Source organism: Nocardia sp. NPDC051756 (assembly GCF_040681495.1).
GTDB lineage: Bacteria > Actinomycetota > Actinomycetes > Mycobacteriales > Mycobacteriaceae > Nocardia.
Genome location: NZ_JBFAYV010000009.1, coordinates 13590 through 33035, shown reverse-complemented (window position 1 = coordinate 33035; position 19446 = coordinate 13590). Strand labels below are relative to the sequence as shown.

The 19446-nt window shown below is 64.9% G+C and carries 24 protein-coding genes; 19 read left to right on the top strand and 5 right to left on the bottom strand.

The annotated features are described in order from the left end of the window. Positions 1 to 41: 41 nt before the first annotated feature. The 3 genes from AB0M22_RS35155 (at position 42) to AB0M22_RS35145 (ending at position 4068) form a co-directional block, all read left to right on the top strand. A complete protein-coding gene (locus tag AB0M22_RS35155; RefSeq protein ID WP_364736224.1) occupies positions 42 to 1115 on the top strand; it encodes an MAB_1171c family putative transporter in 1074 nt (357 codons plus the stop codon). Then, positions 1112 to 2185, top strand: coding sequence for an MAB_1171c family putative transporter (locus AB0M22_RS35150; protein ID WP_364736222.1), 1074 nt, complete (start codon positions 1112 to 1114; stop codon positions 2183 to 2185). Before AB0M22_RS35155 ends, AB0M22_RS35150 begins: the two co-directional genes overlap by 4 nt. Positions 2186 to 2292: 107 nt before the next feature. Beyond that, complete coding sequence (locus AB0M22_RS35145; RefSeq protein ID WP_364736220.1) at positions 2293 to 4068, top strand: MFS transporter; 1776 nt, start codon at positions 2293 to 2295, stop codon at positions 4066 to 4068. 4 nt (positions 4069 to 4072) lie between these two features. On the opposite strand, the gene AB0M22_RS35140 is transcribed toward AB0M22_RS35145, so the two are convergent. The 3 genes from AB0M22_RS35140 to AB0M22_RS35130 all read right to left on the bottom strand — a co-directional run bounded on the left by AB0M22_RS35140 (position 4073) and on the right by AB0M22_RS35130 (position 8823). Beyond that, positions 4073 to 4504, bottom strand: coding sequence for a nuclear transport factor 2 family protein (locus tag AB0M22_RS35140; protein ID WP_364736217.1), 432 nt, complete (start codon positions 4502 to 4504; stop codon positions 4073 to 4075). A 133-nt stretch (positions 4505 to 4637) separates the two neighbouring features. Beyond that, entirely contained in the window at positions 4638 to 6677 is a 2040-nt protein-coding gene (locus AB0M22_RS35135; RefSeq protein ID WP_364736215.1) for a M13 family metallopeptidase, read from the bottom strand. A 97-nt stretch (positions 6678 to 6774) separates the two neighbouring features. Beyond that, on the bottom strand, positions 6775 to 8823 hold the full coding sequence (locus AB0M22_RS35130) for a M13 family metallopeptidase (protein WP_364736213.1): 2049 nt from the start codon (positions 8821 to 8823) through the stop codon (positions 6775 to 6777). Between the two features lie 329 nt (positions 8824 to 9152). Between AB0M22_RS35130 and rplN the strand changes: the two genes are divergently transcribed. From rplN to AB0M22_RS35110, 4 genes are read left to right on the top strand one after another with little or no spacing between them, the layout of a single operon-like run. After that, positions 9153 to 9521 carry a 50S ribosomal protein L14 gene (gene rplN, locus AB0M22_RS35125; RefSeq protein WP_107654146.1) on the top strand — a complete coding sequence of 123 codons (369 nt, stop codon included), beginning with the start codon at positions 9153 to 9155 and terminating at the stop codon, positions 9519 to 9521. Between the two features lies 1 nt (position 9522). Next, on the top strand, positions 9523 to 9840 hold the full coding sequence (gene rplX / locus AB0M22_RS35120) for a 50S ribosomal protein L24 (protein ID WP_364736211.1): 318 nt from the start codon (positions 9523 to 9525) through the stop codon (positions 9838 to 9840). Between the two features lies 1 nt (position 9841). Continuing rightward, complete coding sequence (gene rplE, locus AB0M22_RS35115) at positions 9842 to 10405, top strand: 50S ribosomal protein L5 (RefSeq protein WP_150404096.1); 564 nt, start codon at positions 9842 to 9844, stop codon at positions 10403 to 10405. 2 nt (positions 10406 to 10407) lie between these two features. Continuing rightward, entirely contained in the window at positions 10408 to 10593 is a 186-nt protein-coding gene (locus tag AB0M22_RS35110) for a type Z 30S ribosomal protein S14 (RefSeq protein WP_040731429.1), read from the top strand. A 104-nt stretch (positions 10594 to 10697) separates the two neighbouring features. On the opposite strand, the gene AB0M22_RS35105 is transcribed toward AB0M22_RS35110, so the two are convergent. Next, a complete protein-coding gene (locus AB0M22_RS35105; protein ID WP_364736208.1) occupies positions 10698 to 10886 on the bottom strand; it encodes a hypothetical protein in 189 nt (62 codons plus the stop codon). Between the two features lie 613 nt (positions 10887 to 11499). Here AB0M22_RS35105 and AB0M22_RS35100 point away from each other — a divergent pair. From AB0M22_RS35100 to AB0M22_RS35090, 3 genes are read left to right on the top strand one after another with little or no spacing between them, the layout of a single operon-like run. Next, positions 11500 to 11844 carry an Imm8 family immunity protein gene (locus tag AB0M22_RS35100; RefSeq protein ID WP_364736207.1) on the top strand — a complete coding sequence of 115 codons (345 nt, stop codon included), beginning with the start codon at positions 11500 to 11502 and terminating at the stop codon, positions 11842 to 11844. A 6-nt stretch (positions 11845 to 11850) separates the two neighbouring features. Beyond that, positions 11851 to 12204: a DUF6086 family protein gene (locus AB0M22_RS35095; RefSeq protein ID WP_364736205.1), complete on the top strand. Its 354-nt coding sequence runs from the start codon at positions 11851 to 11853 to the stop codon at positions 12202 to 12204. Positions 12205 to 12216: 12 nt separating this feature from the next. After that, positions 12217 to 12597, top strand: a complete 381-nt coding sequence (locus AB0M22_RS35090; protein WP_364736203.1) for a hypothetical protein — start codon at positions 12217 to 12219, stop codon at positions 12595 to 12597. A gap of 30 nt (positions 12598 to 12627) precedes the next feature. Here AB0M22_RS35090 and AB0M22_RS35085 read toward each other — a convergent pair whose 3' ends face one another. Continuing rightward, on the bottom strand, positions 12628 to 13203 hold the full coding sequence (locus AB0M22_RS35085) for a DUF3916 domain-containing protein (RefSeq protein ID WP_364736201.1): 576 nt from the start codon (positions 13201 to 13203) through the stop codon (positions 12628 to 12630). A 305-nt stretch (positions 13204 to 13508) separates the two neighbouring features. On the opposite strand from AB0M22_RS35085, the gene rpsH reads away from it, so the two are divergent. The 9 genes from rpsH to map all read left to right on the top strand — a co-directional run bounded on the left by rpsH (position 13509) and on the right by map (position 19069). Next, a complete protein-coding gene (rpsH, locus tag AB0M22_RS35080) occupies positions 13509 to 13907 on the top strand; it encodes a 30S ribosomal protein S8 (protein WP_069161946.1) in 399 nt (132 codons plus the stop codon). A gap of 15 nt (positions 13908 to 13922) precedes the next feature. After that, a complete protein-coding gene (gene rplF / locus AB0M22_RS35075) occupies positions 13923 to 14462 on the top strand; it encodes a 50S ribosomal protein L6 (RefSeq protein ID WP_364736199.1) in 540 nt (179 codons plus the stop codon). A 2-nt stretch (positions 14463 to 14464) separates the two neighbouring features. Next, positions 14465 to 14872: a 50S ribosomal protein L18 gene (rplR, locus tag AB0M22_RS35070; protein ID WP_364736197.1), complete on the top strand. Its 408-nt coding sequence runs from the start codon at positions 14465 to 14467 to the stop codon at positions 14870 to 14872. Between the two features lie 28 nt (positions 14873 to 14900). Beyond that, entirely contained in the window at positions 14901 to 15560 is a 660-nt protein-coding gene (gene rpsE / locus AB0M22_RS35065; RefSeq protein WP_107654159.1) for a 30S ribosomal protein S5, read from the top strand. Then, positions 15560 to 15739, top strand: coding sequence for a 50S ribosomal protein L30 (rpmD, locus tag AB0M22_RS35060; RefSeq protein ID WP_150404110.1), 180 nt, complete (start codon positions 15560 to 15562; stop codon positions 15737 to 15739). The genes rpsE and rpmD overlap by 1 nt, the downstream gene beginning before the upstream one ends. A 1-nt stretch (position 15740) precedes the next feature. Continuing rightward, positions 15741 to 16184 carry a 50S ribosomal protein L15 gene (rplO, locus tag AB0M22_RS35055; protein WP_150404111.1) on the top strand — a complete coding sequence of 148 codons (444 nt, stop codon included), beginning with the start codon at positions 15741 to 15743 and terminating at the stop codon, positions 16182 to 16184. A gap of 185 nt (positions 16185 to 16369) precedes the next feature. Then, positions 16370 to 17692 (top strand): preprotein translocase subunit SecY, encoded by a 1323-nt coding sequence (gene secY / locus AB0M22_RS35050; protein WP_150404112.1) that lies wholly within the window; start codon positions 16370 to 16372, stop codon positions 17690 to 17692. Then, complete coding sequence (locus AB0M22_RS35045) at positions 17689 to 18246, top strand: adenylate kinase (RefSeq protein WP_150404113.1); 558 nt, start codon at positions 17689 to 17691, stop codon at positions 18244 to 18246. The genes secY and AB0M22_RS35045 overlap by 4 nt, the downstream gene beginning before the upstream one ends. Before the next feature lie 22 nt (positions 18247 to 18268). Then, on the top strand, positions 18269 to 19069 hold the full coding sequence (map, locus tag AB0M22_RS35040; RefSeq protein ID WP_364736190.1) for a type I methionyl aminopeptidase: 801 nt from the start codon (positions 18269 to 18271) through the stop codon (positions 19067 to 19069). The last annotated feature ends 377 nt before the right edge of the window (positions 19070 to 19446 follow it).

Here is a 19446-nt window from a genome sequence, read left to right as displayed (position 1 = left end):
GCCATGGTCGGGAGAGTTACCGCGGGTTAGTGTCACCGACGATGAATTCTGTACCTGCTTGGCTCGTGCTGTCGATCGGTGTGTTCGCCGCGATCGTCACGGTCGGGCGATGGTTCTTCGCGAACAGCACGAGTATGGATCGGCTGATCAACCGCCTGTTCAGCTGGGAGCTGGGCGGATTCCTGCTGCACGGCGTCGTCACCGGAGCCGGGGCCCCGGACCTGGCGCAGCGGGTGTTCATGGGCTGCGGGCTGATGGCGGGCGCGCAGGCCTACGGGTTCGCCAGACTGTTGTTCGATGGGACGGCTCGCTACGAAGCCCGCCGCGGGCAGCGCACCTACGACGCGATCGCGGCCGTCGCGGCGGGTTCGGTGCTGCTGGCCGAACCCCTCCTCGATTTCCTGTTGCCGTTCGGTTGGTCCACCGCGGTGTGGACGGCCTCGCAGGTCTTCGCCGCCGTCTCGGGCTTGCTGATCCTGCGGGTCTGCGTTCGGGAGCTGCGCAAAGATGACCTGGAAATCAGGGAGATGTTGCTCTACTCCGCCTTGCTCCTGCTCGCGGGCTACTGGTTCCTCGGGTCGTTGATCGGCGGTGTGCGAACGGTTTCCGGAGCGCCGCCGTCCGAACCGGGCGAGGCATGGGTGGTCGTCATTCTCACCAACTTCTTCCTGCTCACCTTGCTGATCTCGGTCCGGCTGGTCGACGTGCTGCTCGCGCGCACCGGGTGGGATCGCGCGAGCAGGCACTGTCGCCGCCTCGGCCCGATGTGGCAGGACCTCACCACCGCGGTGCCGGAAGTGGTGCTGCCACCCGACGATTCGGCGAGCCAGGACTCCGCGTACCGGCGCTATCGCATGACGGTCGAGATCTGGGACGCGTTGCTACAACTGCGGCCGTACCTACCCGACCTCGCCGAGGACGCCGCGGTTCGCCCCATGGTCGAGGACGACCGCAAGGGCTACGCGTTGTTGATGGCCGGCGCGGCGCGCGCCAAGGCACAAGGTGCGGTCGCGTCCGCGCGGCGCCCGATCGATGCCGCGCCGCGGCCACCCGACCGCGCCTCCGAGCTCCAGATGCTGCTCGGCCTGGCCCGCGAGTGGCCGTCCGCCCGATGAATTCCGCACCGCCCGTATTCACCACCATCGTCATCGCCTTCGTCTTGGCGATCGTGTGCGGCCGATGGTGGCTGGTCAACGAAACGCTCACCGATCGCCTGATCAATCGCGCGTTGACCTGGGATATCGGTGCGGTTTTCGCCTACGCGGTGGTGGCGGGCATCGGCTACCCCGATGTGGGCCAACGCGTGTTCATGGCCGTCGGGTTCCTGACGTTGTCCAACTCCTGTGGATTCATCGCCTTGCTCGGCGGCGCGGACCAGCGGACGACCTGGCAGCGCCAGCGCGCCTACGATGCGGTGGCCGCGTCGGCCGGACTGCTTGTGCTGCTCTGCGCGGTGGCCGGCGAGGCGGGCCTGTTCCCGGCGGCGATGCGGGTGGTGGATTGGGACGGGTTGCTGTGGGCGGCCGCCGATATCTTCCTCATCGCGATCGCGGTGTCGCTCGGGCGAGCGTGCGTTCGCGAACTCCGCGCCGCCGCCGCGACGACCGGGGAAACGCTGACCTACTGGGCCTTGCTCGCCGTTGCCTGCTACACCATGTGCGCGTCGACGTATCGAACGCTGCACACGTTGTCCAGGGCGTCGCCGCAGGACTTGGGTACTGCCTGGGTGGTGGGATCGTTCGCCACGCTGGCCATCCTGGCCACGCTGATATCGATGCCGTTGGTCAGCGCCTTGCTCGTGCGGGCAGGTCTCGATCGGGAAAGCAGATGGTGCCGCCGGCTGCGCCCGCTGTGGCACGACCTCACGGCGGCCGTGCCCGAGGTGGTGTTGCCGTTCGACCACGAGGATCGCCGTGGCTCGAGCGCCCGCCTCTACCGCATGACGGTCGAAATCCGGGACGCCCTCTTGCATCTGAAGCAGTACGTGCCCGATCCGAGCGCCGCCGAGACCACCGATCTGCGCGCCTACGCCAGGGATATCGCGGCGGCCGCTCGCTTGAAGCGGGACGGGACGCCGCCGGCCTATCCGGGTCGAGCTGTGCAGTTCCCGGCGGGCGACCGAACCACCGAGCTCAGCACTCTGCTCGCGCTGTCCCGCGAGTGGGCGGCCGATCGATCCCGCTGACCTCCTGGACGAGGCCTGCCCGGTCGCAGATCACACCGGCCGGTCTTGATCGTTACATCCGCTAACTATATAGTTTGCGGAGATAACAATCTGTGAGGGGCTGTGCTGTGACGTCTCCATCCACCGATCTCGACCTCGGCGAGGTTTCGACCATCCGCCGCAGGCAGCGCTACGACCGGGACCACCCGCACTACAAGTGGATCGTGCTGACCAACACCACACTCGGGGTGCTGCTCACCGCGATCAACTCGTCGATCGTGCTGATCTCGCTGCCCGCGATCTTCCGCGGCATCGGGCTGAACCCGCTCGACGCGGGCAACGTCGGTTACCTGCTGTGGATGTTGATGGGGTACCTGCTCGCGACCGCCGTGCTGGTGGTCATGTTCGGCAGGCTCGGCGATCTCTTCGGCCGAGTTCGCGTGTACAACATGGGTTTCGCGGTGTTCGCGTTCTGTGCGCTCGCGCTGTCCTTCGATCCGTTCCACGGTGGCGCGGGCGCCATGTGGATCATCGTCTGGCGTGTGGTTCAAGGCGTGGGCGGCGCGATGCTGACCGCGAACGCCACCGCGATCCTCACCGACGCCTTCCCGGCCAAGCAGCGCGGGACCGCGCTCGGCATCAACATGGTGGCGGCGGTCGCGGGCTCGTTCCTCGGCCTGCTCATCGGTGGCGTGCTGTCGGAATGGGATTGGCGCGCGGTGTTCTGGGTGAGCGTCCCGATCGGCATCCTCGGTGCGTTCTGGTCGTACCGCTCGTTGCACGAGGTCGGCATCCGGTCGAAGGGCAAGGTCGACTGGGCGGGCACGATCACCTTCGGGCTCGGGCTCACCGCGCTGCTCACCGGCATCACCTACGGCATCCAGCCCTACGGCGGGCACGCCACCGGCTGGTCGAGTCCGTGGGTGCTCGGGTCGGTGATCGGCGGTATCGTGCTGCTCGGGGTGTTCTGTGTGGTGGAGAGCAAGGTCGCCGATCCGATGTTCCACCTCGCGCTGTTCCGCAACCGGGCCTTCGGACTCGGCAACTTCAGCAACCTGATGGTCTCCATCGGGCGCGGCGGCATGCAGTTCATGTTGATCATCTGGTTGCAGGGCATCTGGCTTCCGTTGCACGGCTTCAGCTTCGAGTCGACCCCGCTGTGGGCCGGCATCTATCTGCTGCCGCTGACCGTGGGATTCCTTGCGGCCGGACCGGTCTCGGGCTGGCTGTCGGACCGCTACGGTTCGCGCCCCTTCACCACCGGCGGCGCGCTGATCGCGGGAGTCACCTTCCTGCTGCTGCTGGTCGTCCCCGTCGACTTCAACTACTGGGTGTTCGCCGCGATCATCCTGCTCAACGGCATCGGCAGTGGGCTGTTCTTCTCGCCCAACACCGCCGCCATCATGTCCAGCGTGCCCGCCGCCCAGCGCGGCGCGGCCTCCGGTATGCGCGGCACCCTGTTCAACGGCGGCAACGCGCTGTCCATGGGAATCTTCTTCTCGCTCATGGTCGTCGGCCTTGCCGCCAGCCTGCCCTCGGCACTCGACGCCGGCCTGCGCGCTCAGGGCGTCTCCGCCGGAGCCGCCGCCGACGTCGCCGGCCTGCCCCCGGTGGCCAGCATGTTCGCCGCGTTCCTCGGCTACAACCCGATCCAGGAATTGCTCGGTCCCACCGGCGAATTGGCCAAACCGGGCGTCAATGCCGACACCCTCACCGGCCAGGAATTCTTCCCCCACCTGCTCACCGGCCCATTCCACACCGGCCTGGTCGTCGTCTTCGTCGCCGCCGCGATCATGATGTTCCTGGCCGCCGCCGCCTCCTTCTTCGCCGGCAACAAGTACGTCCACGATGAACAAGCCGAACTCGCCGAAGCCGAGGAACTCACCCCGGTACCCGCACGCTGACCGGCTACAACGCACACGCCGCCGCGATCGCCGCCGTGTCCCAATAGAACGGGTGCACTTCGGCGATCCGGCCGTGGGCGATCGTAATCGTTTGCAGGATAGGAAAAGTGAGTTCGCGGCCGGTGGCGCGGGCGCGGGCGTGGACCCGGGTGTGGACGACCGCGGTTTCGCCGGTGGCCAGGAACGACTGGTCCAACAGGTCGAAGGATGCCCAGGTGCGGGCCATGGCGCGGAAGAACTGTTCCATGCCGTCGTGGCCGCGCCAGGTTCCGCCGTAGGGCAGGCCGTCGGCTTGATGCAGCACCACGTCGGTGGCGAAGAACGGGGCGAGCGGATCGAACGACGAGCCGTCGGGCCCACCCGCCGCGAAGTACTCGGCCTCCGCCGCGTACATCCCGGTCAGCACGGCCATCGGGTCGGTGAGGGAGTGCGTCATGCGCTCAGTCTGCCCAGATCGCGCCGCCCGGACCGGCGCTAATCGGACGCCGCATTAGGCGCACACCTGCTGATTTCCCGCACACCGAATCGCCGGCGAGACGGTGTGCGGGAAATCGAGGGGTGTGCGGGAATCAGAAGGTGACGCGCTGGTCCGCGGGCATGAAGAGCTTGTCGCCTTCCTTGACGCCGAAGGTGTTGTAGAACTCGGTCAGGTTGCGCACGACCTGGTTGCAGCGGAATTCGGCGGGGGAGTGGGTGTCGGAGGCGAGGTAGCGGATCGTCAGTTCCTTGGTCTGCTTTTCCCGCCAGCTGCGCGCCCAGGACAGGAAAAACGTTTGGTAGTCCGGGTTTTCGATGCCGCGGCGCTTCTCCGAGATGCGGAAGGCGGCCAGCGTGATCTGCAAGCCGCGCAGGTCGGCGAGGTTCTCGCCGACGGTCAGCTCGCCGTTGATGTGCTGGCTAGGGTCGAGGCCCTCGGGCACCAGAACGTTGAACTGATCGACCAGCTGCTTGGTCTTGGCTTCGAACGCGGCCTTGTCCTCGGGGGTCCACCAGTCCTTGCGGTTGCCGTCACCGTCGTACTTGGAGCCCTGGTCGTCGAAGCCGTGGCCGATCTCGTGGCCGATGGTCGCGCCGACCGCGCCGAAGTTGACGGCGGGCTGCGCGTCCTTGTCGAAGAACGGCGGCTGCAGGTAGGCCGCCGGGAACACGATCTGGTTGGAGGACGCCGAGTAGTAGGCGTTCACCGTCTGCGGCGACATGCCCCATTCGGTCTTGTCGACCGGGTTGCCGAGCCGGGCGAACGCGCGCTTGGACTCGAAAGTATTGATGGACAGCAGTGATTCGATCAGCTTGCCCTTGGTGATCTTCATCTGCGAGTAGTCGACCCACTTGTCCGGGTACCCGATCTTGGGATCGATCTTGTCCAGCTTCGCGATCGACGCCGTCCTGGTCGCCGGGGACATCCAGGTCGAGTTGGTGAAGTTGTCCCGGTACGCGGCGATGACATCGTCGAGCATTTCCTTGGCCCGCTGCTTGGCCTCGGGCGGAAAGTACTTGTCCACGTACACTTTTCCGAGCTGTTCGCCGAGCTTGTCGTCGACGATCCCGACCCCGTACTTCCACCGGTCCGGGCGCTCCTCCTGCCCGTTGAGCACCTTGCCCTTGAACTCGAAGTTCGCGTCGTTGACGGCCTTGGGCAGGTACGGCGCGAAGTCGCGGATCACGCTGATCTTGAGATAGTCGCGCCAGGTGGCGATGTCGACCTCGGTCCACAGCTGACCGGCCGCCGTGATGAAGGACGGTTGCCCGACCACCATCGTCGCGAACAGCTCACGCGGCCGGTCGGTGTTGCCGGCCATCCACGGGTCCCAGTCGAATCCCGGTGCGAGAGCGACCATGTCGGCCCAGCTGAACACGTTGTAGGTCGCGTCGGTATCGCGGGTGCGCACGTTGTCCCAGTGCGCGGGCGCAATCCGCTTCTCCAGATCGAACACGCGCTGCGCCAAGCCCTCCGGGTCGGGCAGTCCCGCGCCGGCGGCGATGCGCCCCAGGAAGATTCGATACTGCGCGAGCACCTCGGCGTATTCCGGCTTGCGGTAGTACTGCTCGCCGAGGCCGAGCCCGGACTGCCCGACCGACGGAATGTAGGCGTTCGAGTTCTTCCGGTCGGTGCCGATGCCGATGCCGATCAGCCCGGCGATCGGCAGCTCGGCCATCACCTTGGCCAGGTCCGCCTTGGTCGCCGCGCCGTCGACCTTGCCGAACAACTCGGCCAGCGGGGTCATGCCGAGCCGCTCGATCTCGTCCCAATCCACCCTGGCGTCGAACAGGTCCCGGATCTGCTGCTCCTCGGATCCCGGCTTCGGATCCTTGATGCCGTCGATGATCTCGCGCAACTGCTGCTCGGTGCGTTCGGCCGCCTCGCTGGTCGAACCGAAGGCGACCTTGTCCGGCGGCAACTGGTAGTCGCGCAACCACTTTCCGTTCACATGCCGGTACAGATCGTCCTGCGGCCGGATCGCCGGGTCCGCACCACCCATGTCCACACCGGCGAGCGGCTTGCTCGCCGGTGCGGAGTCGTTCGAGCAAGACGCCAGCGCGGCGGCGGCGGGCACCACCCCGAGTGCGATCAGGAAGGCACGACGGTCCAGGTGTCCGAGACGTGTCACGAGGATTTCCTCTCCCGATGCGGTCCCGCCGCATCCTCGTCAGGCGCGATTTGTTCGCCCGAGGCTACCCGTCGCAGGCCCTACCCGGCGGTCCAGCTCAGAGCGTGACCCGCTGGTCCGGCGCCAGGAACAGCTTGTCGCCCGCCACGACGCCGAACGTGCTGTAGTACTCGGCGATATTGCGCACCACCTGGTTGGCCCGAAACTCGTTGGGCGAGTGCACGTCCCTGGCGAGCAGCATCTCCTTGGTCTGCGTGGTCGCCTGCTGCCGCCAGATCCTGGCCCAGGACAGGAACACCGTCTTCAGGTCCGGCTGCTTGCCGTCGCGCTCGGCGGCCGCGCGGTAGGCGGCCAGGGCGATCTGCAATCCGCGCAGGTCCGCGAGGTTCTCGCCGACGGTCAGCGCGCCGTTGACGTGCTTGCTCGGATCGAGGCCCTCGGGCGTCAGCGCGTTGTACTGCTCGATGAGCTGCTTGGTCTTGGCCTCGAACGCGGCCGTGTCCTCGGGTGTCCACCAGTCGCGCCGGTTGCCGTCGCCGTCGTACTTCGCGCCCTGATCGTCGAAGCCGTGCCCGATCTCGTGGCCGATGACCGCGCCGATGCCGCCGAAGTTGACCGCGGACACCGCGTCGGCGTCGAAGAACGGCGCTTGCAGGATGGCGGCGGGGAAGGTGATCTGGTTGGCGTTCGGGTCATACATGGCGTTCACCGTCTGCGGCGGGAAGCCCCACTCGGTCTTGTCGACCGGCGTACCGAGCTTGTCGAAAGCGCGAGCGACCTCGAAAGTCCTTACCGCGCGGACGGATTCGACCAGCTTGCCCTTGGTGATCTTCACCCCGGAGTAGTCGATCCACTTGTCCGGATACCCGATCTTCGCGACGATCTTGTCCAGCTTCGCGAGGGCAGCCGTCTTGGTCGTCGACGACATCCACGCGGAGTTGGTGAAGTCCTGCCGGTAGGCGGCCATGAGATCGGCGACCAGCGCCTTGGCGCGGTCCTTGGCCGACGCCGGAAAGTGCTTGGCCACATAGAGTTTGCCGAACGGCTCGCCGAGGTTCGCGTCGACCGTGTCCAGGCCGTCCTTCCACGGTTCCTGCCGTTGGTCCCGGCCTTGCAGCGTCTTGTCGACGAACTCGAACGTGGCGTCGGCGATCGTCTTGGGCAGGTAGCGCGCGAATTCCTTCACCACACCGACGCGCAGGTACTCCTGCCACTGCTCGATCGGGACGTCGGCCCACAGCTGGCCCGCGGTCGTGACGAACGAGGGCTGTCGGACCACCAGATTGTCGAACAACTGCTTCGGCCGGTCGGTGCTGCCCGCCAGCCACGGATCCCAGTCGAATTGCGGTGCGAGCTTGACCAATTCGGCCCAGGTGACCGGGTTGTAGGTGGTGTCGGGGTCGCGATCGCGGACGCTGTCCCAGAACCCGGCGGCGATCTTCGTCTCCAGGTCGAGCACCCGCTGCGCGGTACCCGCCGGATCCGCGAGGCCCGCGCCGGCCGCGACCTGCTGCAGATACGTCCGGTAGGCCGCGATCTGCTCGGCGTACTCGGGCTTGCGGTAGTACTGCTCGTCCAGATTCGCGTCGATGCCGGACTGGCTGACCTGGGCGATGTACTTGGCCGAGTCCTTCTGATCGACAACGACCTGCAACCCGATCAGTCCCGCGATAGGCAGCGAACCCATCACCCGGGCCAGGTCCGGTTTGGTCTTCGCGCCGTCGATCGCGGCGAGCAGATCGGCGACCGGCGTCATGCCGAGCCGCTCGATCTCGTCCCGATCGAGCCTGGCGTCGTAGAGATCGCGGACCTGCTGCTCGGTCGAGCCCGCCTGCGGATTGCGGATGCCCTCGACGATGCCGCGCAACTGCTGCTCGGTGCGATCGTTCGCTTCATCGAAAGATCCGAACGACGACTTGTCCGGCGGCAGCCGATACTGCGTCAACCAGGTCCCGTTCACATGCCGGTAGAGATCGTCCTGCGGGCGGATCGCCGGGTCCGCCCCGGCCAGATCGACGCCGGTGAGCTTGACATTCGAGGCTTGCGAATCCTGCGTGCAGGAGGCCAACGTCGCCGCGGCGGGCACAGCCGCGAGGGCGAGCAGGAAGGCGCGGCGATCGAGACGAGCGGACGAGCTCAAGAGCATCCCCTTTTCGGTACGGTCGAGCCGAACGGTGCTTCTCCTTTACTGATCTTGCTCGGTCCGAGGGTATCGGCGCGGAATGACTCGCCCGGCGTGACGCGAGTCTCGACCTCGACCCCGATTTGGGTCGACCTGCGGGTTCACCTACACTGGACCAGTTGCCTGCGGGAGCTATGCCCGCAATTCGGCAGTGAACCCCCAGTGGTTGGTTCTCGAGTTGCACATTCGGATCCACGAAACCGCTGGCAGGCGCGCGTCCGGAGGGCAACTGACCATGCCCGTCGGGTCGGCAATCCGGCGTGCGTATACATCCAGGTCCAGGAGGAGCTGAAGTGATTCAGCAGGAGTCGCGACTGCGCGTCGCCGACAACACGGGCGCGAAGGAAATCCTTTGCATCCGCGTTCTCGGTGGTTCGTCGCGTCGCTATGCCGGTATCGGCGACATCATCGTCGCTACCGTGAAGGACGCTGTCCCCGGTGGCAACGTCAAGAAGGGTGAGGTCGTCAAGGCCGTCATCGTGCGCACCACCAAGGAGCGCCGTCGCCCGGACGGTTCGTACATCAAGTTCGACGAGAACGCGGCCGTGCTGATCAAGGCGGACAACGACCCGCGTGGCACGCGTATCTTCGGCCCGGTCGGCCGTGAGCTGCGCGAAAAGAAGTTCATGAAGATCGTTTCGCTGGCCCCGGAGGTGCTCTGACATGAAGGTGCACAAGGGCGACACCGTGCTCGTCATCTCGGGTAAGGACAAGGGCGCCAAGGGCAAGGTCATTCAGGCCTACCCGGCGACCGGCAAGATCCTGGTCGAGGGCGTGAACCGGATCAAGAAGCACGTTGCGAACTCCACGAACCAGCGCGGCGCCTCCTCGGGCGGCATCGTGACCCAGGAAGCCCCCATCCAGGTCTCGAACGTGATGGTCGTCGATTCCGATGGCAAGCCGACCCGTGTCGGTTACCGCACCGATGAGGAGAGCGGCAAGCGGGTCCGGGTCTCCCGTAAGAACGGGAAGGACATCTGACATGACTACCTCTGAGCAGACCCAGCCGCGCCTGAAGGCGCGCTACCGGGCCGAGATCAAGGACGCGCTGAACAGCGAGTTCGACTACGCCAACGTGATGCAGATCCCGGGCGTGGTCAAGGTTGTCGTGAACATGGGTGTCGGCGACGCCGCCCGCGACGCGAAGCTCATCAACGGTGCGGTCAAGGACCTCGAGCTGATCACCGGCCAGAAGCCGGAGATCCGCAAGGCGACCAAGTCGATCGCGCAGTTCAAGCTGCGTGAGGGCATGCCCATCGGTGCGAAGGTCACCCTGCGTGGCGATCGCATGTGGGAGTTCCTGGACCGCTTGGTCTCCATCGCGCTGCCCCGTATCCGCGACTTCCGCGGCCTGTCGCCGAAGCAGTTCGACGGCAACGGCAACTACACGTTCGGCCTCAGCGAGCAGTCGATGTTCCACGAGATCGACGTGGACTCCATCGACCGTCCGCGCGGTATGGACATCACCGTCGTGACCACCGCGACGAACAACGAAGAGGGCCGCGCCCTGCTCAAGCACCTCGGCTTCCCGTTCAAGGAGAACTGACGATGGCCAAGAAAGCACTGCGGATCAAGGCTGAGGCCAAGCCGAAGTTCGCCGTCCGCGCCTACACCCGTTGCCAGCGTTGCGGTCGCCCGCACGCGGTCTACCGCAAGTTCGGCCTCTGCCGTGTCTGCCTTCGCGAGATGGCGCACCGCGGTGAGCTGCCGGGCGTGCACAAGAGCTCCTGGTGATCCTGCCCTCCTCGTGAGTGCAGTAACTCAGGACCTTTAACTGAACAAAGGCACGGCCTCCACTGGAGGCCGTGCCTTTGTGCGTTCTCGCCGTTGGTAATTCGTCAGTTGTGCCTGCCCAGCAGTTCCAGCGAGCGCTGGTGCGCGCTGACTGCCAATGCGGTCTCCCGCGCGGCATCGGAGCCGCCTTGCCCGGCAAGATACGTATGCAGATTGGCTTTGGCCTCGTACCAGGCCGCACGCTCGATGTCGCCGGCCCCAGCAGTGGGGCGGCTCAGAGTCAGAGCGGTCATTTCGACCAGGACGTTCACCCGCGGTCCCTTCTCGCAACAGTGCAGTTGTTTCCTTCGGTACACCGTGACCGGCCTTCCGAGCGTTACGCCAGTCGCAAGTACCTACGTAGTATGTGCAGCCCAGTCGCCCGCCCAACAGAGGTCACGTGGTGTTCGCTGAGATGTCCTATCGAGGTTGCTGGGTCCCGGCGAAGCGGCTCCTAGCTCAGACAGAGCGCCCGCATACGGCCACATTGCGGCATCGTCGCATCCAATGTGCTACACGGTTGCCACCCAGCACTCTCGTAGGCATGCACTTCAGTGACATGCCGCGCTGTCTCCGCGAGATGGCTCACCACGGTGGACTCCCGGGAAGCGTTCAGCAACCCACTGGATGTGGATCGGGCTCAGAATCAGACGGAACCGGGGCGGCCGTCCAGGAACCTTCTCGACCGGCTAGGGCGGAGGGGCGGCGGTGGTTCCCGCTGGGAAGAACTTAGTGGGATGTTGCGCGACGCGGCAAAAGGAAAAGAAAACTTCGGGATCGGCAGCGATATCAGGCCAACTTCGAATGGAGGAATGTTTCTAATGGCCGGTGGCAGGGCAATGGGCATCTCAACGTCACGGATTTGCCATGAAGGCTGAACTGAAACGCATTCACAGTCCCGATGCAGATCTGGAGAAGTGGCCGTTGCCCTCCGATGCGCTCTTTGTTCAGCTGATGATCGGTCCAATGGATGGTCCTGGCGAAGAATCCTTCGATCTGATGGTGTCTACGCCGGAGGCTCGGGAGTCTATTGTAGATCCGGGAGACCCGGACTCCAGTCGATACCTAGTGGTGTTGGAGCGAATCGAGCTCACCTTGATCAGGCAATACGTCGACAACTTGTTGAGGGATATTGATCGACCGACTTGGCCGGAGTTGGCGGCGGAGATCGGTCAATTCGCCAAATGGGAATTTCACGAGTACCGGCCGTAGGGTGCAATGGGCTACGTTTTCGTAATCGATGATGAGACGATTTGGAGTCCGTCGCTGCGCGTTGGTGACCTGTATGTTCGGATGCTTCAGGATGTCGGGTCGGTACTAGCTGTGCCTACTGGGCTCAGCGCGGCAGCTTCTGATCTGTGGAACATTGATATCGATGCCTTTGAGACGCTCGTAAAGCTGATGTACGAGACATATTTCGGGACTGGGCATCAAGTGTTCAAAGTGCTGATCGAAGGTGTCCTTGCGCCGTCTGTTGTGATTCTCGAACGTGGCGGCAAGAAAATCTCTCCCGCCACCGATCAAGAGCGCGAGTTCCTCGACGGAGCGTTCGCGTTGTCGATGGCCCGATGATTGGATCATGCCGTGACGCGAGATTATGCAGAATTTGCAAGTCTTTGTGGTCTGTATCTGGCGGACAGTTATGTGCTGGATATTGTCGAGAGGGCTTCTGCCGTCAAGTTCGTCCTCGAAGCGGTATTGATGCCTGAGCATTCTAGCTATCACGAGCCTTCGGCTGGTGAACAGTATTGCTATGTTACTGGCGAACTCGTCTTCAGTGAAGTTCTCGGTGTTGAATGGCTCGACCGGCCGGTCCGAAAATATAAAGATGCTAGCGGTGCCGAGGACTTGGGTAACATTGATTCTCTGACCTGTTCAGGCGGGGTTTACTCAGTGAATGTCGACTGGAGGAACGTTCGGATTCGCAGCAATGCGGATCCGGAGTTTCTGATTTCCGAGGAATGAACTCAGCGTCTCGGGTGCTGCTTACTCGGCTCACTTGTTGTCGAGTTCCTGGTGATGGGGATATGTCCAGTTCCAGAGGGTGCGGGTGATCTGTAGGTCGGGCCATTCTTCGTCGAATTCGAGGAAGTGTGTTCCGCCGAGGAAGGTGAGGCCTGGTGGTTCGGGCGGTCGGATCGGGGTCAATGCGGTCGAGTCGGCTGGTGTGGTTTCGATCCAGCCGCCTGGGTAGTCGGTGTGCTGGGTTTCCGCGACCGGTCGGAATCCGTTGAAGTAGTCCTCCGAGAGGAAGATTGTGACCTCGGAGTTGAATAGGTCGGGTGTGTTTACCAGGCAGGCGATGCGGCTGTGGGGAGGGCGGCGTGGGGATTTTTCGACTGCTTCGGCGGCGGCGAATATAGTGGCCAGGCATGCTTTGCGGATCGCGTTCGTGGTCTGCGGCGAATCGACGAGCTTGTTGAAGACCGGAATCTTGAAGTTCCAGTAGCGCTGCTCGGCGAACGTGTCGGGGATCTGATCGACGATCCACTCCGGCCACTGCGCGAGCCGGCGCAGGTGACGTCCGGGGTTGCGCAGCTTCTTCGCCGGGTGCAGGTCGAGTCGACGCATCGGTGCGGAGTCCGATCCTTCCGAGGAGGGCGGGTGGGCAGGGTCACGCCCCCGGATTTGGCCGCCAGCTGGGCGTTGTCTACACTAGACCGGTTGCCTGGGCACCTCTGTGTCCGCAGGTCTGTGTGCATCGACTGACCAGACACCTGCGGCCCGTCCCAGGCACCGAGAACTCATTTTGAGAACTCATCCGGTCGGCAAGCGTCGACCGGACCAGCCCAATTGCTGTAGGCCCACGATCGGCATGTCTTGTACATGGCGGTGTTGCATGGGAACCGTAGCGAGAAAGGTGTCGAGGTCTAACCATGACCATGACTGATCCGATCGCGGACTTCTTGACTCGTCTGCGCAACGCCAACTCGGCGTACCACGATCAGGTGAAGGCTCCGCACTCGAAGCTCAAGGCGAACATCGCCGAGATCCTCAAGCGCGAGGGCTACATCGCCGATTACCGGACCGAGGACGCGACCGTGGGCAAGGCCCTGGTCGTCGATCTCAAGTACGGCCCCAGCCGTGAGCGCAGCCTGCAGGGCCTGCGCCGCGTCTCGAAGCCGGGTCTGCGTGTGTACGCGAAGTCCACCAACCTGCCCAAGGTCCTGGGCGGCCTCGGCGTGGCGATCATCTCCACGTCGACCGGTCTGCTCACCGATCGCCAGGCGGCCAAGCAAGGTGTAGGCGGGGAAGTCCTCGCCTACGTCTGGTAAGGGGAGGTAGGACAAATGTCGCGTATTGGCAAGAAGCCCATCGCAGTTCCGGCCGGCGTCGAAATCACCATCGACGGCCAGCAGGTGTCGGTCAAGGGTCCCAAGGGCACCCTGACGCACACCGTCGCCGAGCCGATCACCATCGCCAAGGGCGATGACGGCCAGCTCGAGGTCGTTCGCCCGAACGACGAGCGTCAGAACCGCTCGCTGCACGGCCTGACCCGCACCCTCGTCGCCAACATGGTCGAAGGCGTGACCAAGGGCTACGAGAAGAAGATGGAAATCTTCGGTGTCGGTTACCGCGTGCAGGCCAAGGGCTCGAACCTGGAGTTCGCCCTCGGCTACAGCCACCCGGTGCCGATCGAGGCCCCGGCGGGCATCACCTTCGCGGTGGAATCGCCCACCAAGTTCTCCGTGTCCGGAATCGACAAGCAGGCGGTCGGTCAGATCTCCGCTGTGATCCACGGACTGCGCAAGCCCGACCCGTACAAGGGCAAGGGCATCCGCTACGCCGGCGAGGTCGTTCGCCGCAAGGTCGGAAAGACGGGTAAGTGATCATGGCGCAAACCGAAAACCAGATCGCCAAGCGCAAGCCGCGCGGCAAGGACGCGTCCACGACGCGTCGTCTGTCGAAGACCCGCCGTCACTTCCGTCTGCGCAAGAAGGTCGAAGGCACCACCGAGCGTCCGCGCCTGGTGGTCAACCGCTCCTCGCGGCACCTGCACGCGCAGCTGATCGACGACTCGGTGGGCAAGACCATCGCCGCCGCGTCCTCGATCGAGGCGGACGTGCGTGCGCTGGACGGCGACAAGTCGGCCAAGAGCAAGAAGGTCGGCGAACTGCTGGCCGAGCGTGCCAAGGCCGCCGGCGTCGACGCCGTCGTGTTCGACCGTGGTGGTCACGACTACCACGGCCGCATCGCGGCGCTCGCCGACGCTGCTCGCGAAGGTGGGTTGAAGTTCTGATGATCAAGACCAACGGAAGGAACGTCTGATGCCGGGACGTCAACGGCGTGACGGCGGCAACGGACCCGCCGGACAGCAGAATGGTGCCGCCGGTGGCGGCGACAACCAGCGCGGCGGTGGCCGCGACCGTCGTGGCGGCAACGACCGTCGCGACCAGCAGGCCGAGAAGAACCAGCTCGAGCGCGTCGTCGCGATCAACCGCGTCTCCAAGGTCGTGAAGGGTGGTCGTCGCTTCAGCTTCACCGCCCTCGTGATCGTCGGTGACGGCAACGGTCTGGTCGGCGTCGGCTACGGCAAGGCCAAGGAAGTTCCCGCGGCCATCCAGAAGGGTGTCGAGGAGGCTCGCAAGAGCTTCTTCCGCGTCCCGATGATCGGCTCCACCATCGTCCACCCGGTTCAGGGTGAGGCGGCGGCCGGTGTGGTCATGCTGCGTCCGGCTTCGCCCGGTACCGGTGTGATCGCCGGTGGTGCGGCCCGTGCCGTGCTGGAATGCGCTGGCATCCATGACATCCTGGCGAAGTCGCTCGGTAGCGACAACGCCATCAACGTCGTGCACGCGACCGTTGCGGCGCTCAAGATGCTGCAGCGTCCGGAAGAGGTCGCGGCTCGCCGTGGCCTGCCGCTCGAGGACGTTGCCCCTGCGGGCATGCTGCGTGCGCGCGCCCAGGCTGCGGGAGGTGCCAGGTAATGGCAGATCTCAAGGTGACCCAGATCAAGAGCACGATCGGCGCCAAGAAGAACCAGCGTGACAGTTTGCGCACGCTCGGTCTGCGCAAGATCCGGCAGACCGTGGTTCGCGAGGACAACTCGCAGAACCGGGGACTCATCAATGTCGTGCGCCACCTCGTGACAGTTGAGGAGGTCTGACATGACCATCAAGTTGCATCACCTGCGTCCCGCGCCCGGTGCCAAGACCGAGAAGACTCGGGTCGGCCGTGGTGAGGGTTCCAAGGGTAAGACCGCGGGCCGTGGTACCAAGGGCACCAAGGCACGCAAGAACGTCCCCGCCGCCTTCGAGGGTGGGCAGATGCCGCTGCACATGCGGCTGCCCAAGCTCAAGGGCTTCACGAACCGGTTCCGCACGGAATACCAGGTCGTGAACGTCGGCGTCATCGCCAAGCTCTTCCCCGAGGGCGGCGAGATCGGCAAGGCCGAGCTCGTGGCGGCCGGTGCGGTTCGCAAGAACCAGCTGGTGAAGGTCCTCGGCGACGGCGAGATCGGCGTCGCGGTCCAGGTGACCGTCGACAAGGTGACCGGCGCGGCCAAGGAAAAGATCACTGCGGCCGGTGGCACTGTCACCGAGCTGGGCTGACGGTACTCTGACAACCAGTGGCACCGGACGAGTGAAAGCTCGTCCGGTGCCACTGTTAGAGTTCAAGTTGTTGTCTGCCAAGCCTCGTCATGGTTTTCAGCGTCCCCAGATGCCACATCGTCGGATCTGGAGTATTGCTTGAATCAACCATGTCCTGACCACCATGTCGTTCGCCAGGAGGATCTGTGCTTTCCGCCTTCGTATCGGCCTTCCGGACTCCGGACTTACGGCGGAAGATTCTCTTCACGCTGGGGTTGATCGCGCTGTACCGTCTGGGTGCCGCGTTGCCGTCCCCCGGCGTCGATTACAGGGCCGTCCAGGACTGCATCAAGCAGGTATCCGGCGGTGATTCCGGCGGTATCTACCAGCTGATCAACCTGTTTTCCGGTGGAGCGCTGCTGCAGCTGTCGGTGTTCGCGATCGGCATCATGCCGTACATCACGGCGAGCATCATCATCCAGCTGCTGACCGTCGTCATCCCGCGGTTCGAGGAACTGCGCAAGGAAGGCCAGTCCGGCCAGAACAAGATGACGCAGTACACCCGGTACCTGTCGATCGCGCTCGCGGTCCTGCAGGCCACCGGCCTCGTCGCCCTGGCCTCGCGCAAGCAGCTGCTGCAAGGCTGTGACAAGGACATCATCGCCGACAACGGCATCTTCGGCATGATCATCATCGTGCTGGTGATGACCGCCGGCGCGGCCCTGGTCATGTGGTTCGGCGAGCAGATCACCGAGCGCGGTGTCGGCAACGGCATGTCGCTGCTGATCTTCGCCGGTATCGCCGCGCGCATCCCGACCGAGGGCAAGCAGATCCTGGACAGCCGCGGCGGTCTGGTGTTCGGCCTGGTCTGTGTCGCCGCGTTCGCGATCATCACCGCGGTCATCTTCGTCGAGCAAGGCCAGCGGCGTATTCCGGTGCAGTACGCGAAACGCGTGGTCGGCCGGAAGATGTACGGCGGCTCCTCGACCTATCTGCCGTTGAAGGTCAACCAGGCCGGCGTCATCCCGGTGATCTTCGCGTCCTCGCTGCTGTACCTGCCCAACCTGGTCTCCCAGCTCACCTCCTCGCGGAACAACCCGGACCCGAGCTGGTGGCAGGAGATCATCGCCAAGTACCTGGTGAACCCGGGCAACCCGGTCTACATCGCGATCTACTTCGGTCTGATCGTGTTCTTCACCTACTTCTACGTCGCGATCACCTTCAACCCGGAGGAACGCGCGGACGAGATGAAGAAGTTCGGTGGCTTCATCCCGGGGTACCGCCCCGGCAAGCCCACCGCGGATTACCTCAACCATGTGCTGAGTCGCATCACCCTCCCCGGCTCGGTCTACCTCGGTCTCGTAGCTGTCCTGCCGAATCTTTTCCTCGATATCGGCGCTTCCGGTAACGGTCAGAACCTCCCGTTCGGCGGCACCGCGGTGCTGATCATGGTGAGTGTCGGCCTGGACACGGTCAAGCAGATCGAAAGCCAGCTGATGAATCGAAATTACGAAGGGTTCCTCAAGTGAGAGTTGTACTGCTCGGTCCGCCGGGTGCCGGCAAGGGCACTCAGGCCGTCCTGCTTTCGGAAACACTGGGCGTCCCGCACATCTCCACCGGGGATCTGTTCCGCGCGAACATCAGCCAGCAGACCCTGCTCGGCCGCGAAGCACAGAAGTACATGGACGCCGGCGACCTGGTGCCCAGCGATGTCACCAACCGCATGGTCGAGGCCCGGGTCAACGAGACCGACGCCGCGAACGGCTTTGTGCTGGACGGCTACCCGCGCACGGTCGACCAGGCCGACGCGCTGGAGAAGATCCTCGCCGAGATGGACAAGAAGCTCGACGCGGTGCTGAGCTTCGACGTGCCCGAGGCGACCGTGATCGAGCGGTTGGTCGAGCGTGGCCGCACCAGCGGGCGCAGCGACGACAACGCCGAGGTCATCCACAACCGGATGGTGGTCTACCGGGACGAGACCGCCCCGCTGCTCGAGCATTACGACGGCCTGGTCGTCCCGGTGGACGCGGTCGGCACCATCGACGAGGTGCATGCCCGCGTGCTGCACGCCCTGGGCCGCTGATGCACTTCACGACGGTGCGCTGATGGTCTTCGGCCGCAAGAGCAAGAAAGTGGTGCCGTTTCGCACCACCGGTGAACTCGAGGCCATGGCGGCGGCCGGCGCGATCGTCGGCCGCGCCTTGGTCGCGGTGCGCGCCGCCGCCAAGCCCGGGGTGTCCACCCTGGAGCTGGACGAGGTCGCCGAGCAGCTCATCCGCGACGCGGGTGCGGTGCCGTCCTTCAAGGGCTACCACGGTTTCCCCGGTTCGATCTGCGCGTCGGTGAACGACCGTGTGGTGCACGGGATTCCGACCGCAGGCGAGATCCTGACCGAGGGCGACCTGGTCTCCATCGACTGCGGCGCCATTCTCGACGGCTGGCACGGTGACTCGGCGTGGACGTTCGGCGTCGGCAACATCATCGACGCCGACCGGCTGCTGAGCGAGGCGACCAAGCTGTCCATGGAAGCGGGTATCGAGGCCATGGTGCCCGGCAACCGGCTCTCCGACGTCTCGCACGCCATCGAACTCGGCACCCGCGCCGCCGAGCAGTTGCACGGCCGCGCCTACGGCATCGTCGACGGCTACGGTGGTCACGCCATCGGCCGCGAGATGCACCTCGACCCGTTCCTGGCGAACGAGGGCGATCCGGGTAAGGGCCCGAAACTCGTGGTCGGATCGGTCCTCGCGATCGAACCGATGCTGACGCTCGGCACCACCCAGACCGAGGTGCTCGACGACGATTGGACCGTCGTCACCGTCGACGGCAGCCGTGCCGCACATTGGGAGCACACGGTCGCCGTCACCGAGAACGGCCCCCGCATCCTCACCCTGCGCCCGGAGTAGGCACCCCGGCACCACGTTGCGGTGCCGGGTCGTGCACGATCGGCGCCGTCGATCCCAGCCGACCCCCCACACGGAAGATCGAGCGGCGCAACATTGTTCGTGAACACTGGCGGTCGGGGACGCGGCGTGGCGAGGAGTCGATACGCACCGACGCCGGCGGGGGTGGCGGCCCCCACTGGACGATCTCGCCTCGCGGCGATACCCAGCGGCATCGCTGGATCGGTGTCGTCGTTCCTTGCGCCAGTTGCGCGCGACCGTGACATTGAGTCGGGCGGCGTTGCCCGGTGCCGGATCAGGTCGACGTTGGTGGCCTGATCGCTACGGTGTTGAACTCTGCTGTCAGCGTATGTCCGGGCGGGTGGGCACAGCCCGAGTAG

Excerpts from the sequence above, each read along its gene's own strand:
- AB0M22_RS35155 (WP_364736224.1), top strand. The coding sequence starts at position 42 with ATGAATTCTGTACCTGCTTGGCTCGTGCTGTCGATCGGTGTGTTCGCC.
- AB0M22_RS35150 (WP_364736222.1), top strand. The coding sequence starts at position 1,112 with ATGAATTCCGCACCGCCCGTATTCACCACCATCGTCATCGCCTTCGTC.
- AB0M22_RS35140 (WP_364736217.1), bottom strand. The coding sequence starts at position 4,504 with ATGACGCACTCCCTCACCGACCCGATGGCCGTGCTGACCGGGATGTAC.
- AB0M22_RS35130 (WP_364736213.1), bottom strand. The coding sequence starts at position 8,823 with ATGCTCTTGAGCTCGTCCGCTCGTCTCGATCGCCGCGCCTTCCTGCTC.
- rplX (WP_364736211.1), top strand. The coding sequence starts at position 9,523 with ATGAAGGTGCACAAGGGCGACACCGTGCTCGTCATCTCGGGTAAGGAC.
- rplE (WP_150404096.1), top strand. The coding sequence starts at position 9,842 with ATGACTACCTCTGAGCAGACCCAGCCGCGCCTGAAGGCGCGCTACCGG.
- AB0M22_RS35110 (WP_040731429.1), top strand. The coding sequence starts at position 10,408 with ATGGCCAAGAAAGCACTGCGGATCAAGGCTGAGGCCAAGCCGAAGTTC.
- AB0M22_RS35105 (WP_364736208.1), bottom strand. The coding sequence starts at position 10,886 with ATGACCGCTCTGACTCTGAGCCGCCCCACTGCTGGGGCCGGCGACATC.
- AB0M22_RS35100 (WP_364736207.1), top strand. The coding sequence starts at position 11,500 with ATGAAGGCTGAACTGAAACGCATTCACAGTCCCGATGCAGATCTGGAG.
- AB0M22_RS35095 (WP_364736205.1), top strand. The coding sequence starts at position 11,851 with ATGGGCTACGTTTTCGTAATCGATGATGAGACGATTTGGAGTCCGTCG.
- AB0M22_RS35085 (WP_364736201.1), bottom strand. The coding sequence starts at position 13,203 with ATGCGTCGACTCGACCTGCACCCGGCGAAGAAGCTGCGCAACCCCGGA.
- rpsH (WP_069161946.1), top strand. The coding sequence starts at position 13,509 with ATGACCATGACTGATCCGATCGCGGACTTCTTGACTCGTCTGCGCAAC.
- rplF (WP_364736199.1), top strand. The coding sequence starts at position 13,923 with ATGTCGCGTATTGGCAAGAAGCCCATCGCAGTTCCGGCCGGCGTCGAA.
- rplR (WP_364736197.1), top strand. The coding sequence starts at position 14,465 with ATGGCGCAAACCGAAAACCAGATCGCCAAGCGCAAGCCGCGCGGCAAG.
- rpsE (WP_107654159.1), top strand. The coding sequence starts at position 14,901 with ATGCCGGGACGTCAACGGCGTGACGGCGGCAACGGACCCGCCGGACAG.
- rpmD (WP_150404110.1), top strand. The coding sequence starts at position 15,560 with ATGGCAGATCTCAAGGTGACCCAGATCAAGAGCACGATCGGCGCCAAG.
- rplO (WP_150404111.1), top strand. The coding sequence starts at position 15,741 with ATGACCATCAAGTTGCATCACCTGCGTCCCGCGCCCGGTGCCAAGACC.
- map (WP_364736190.1), top strand. The coding sequence starts at position 18,269 with ATGGTCTTCGGCCGCAAGAGCAAGAAAGTGGTGCCGTTTCGCACCACC.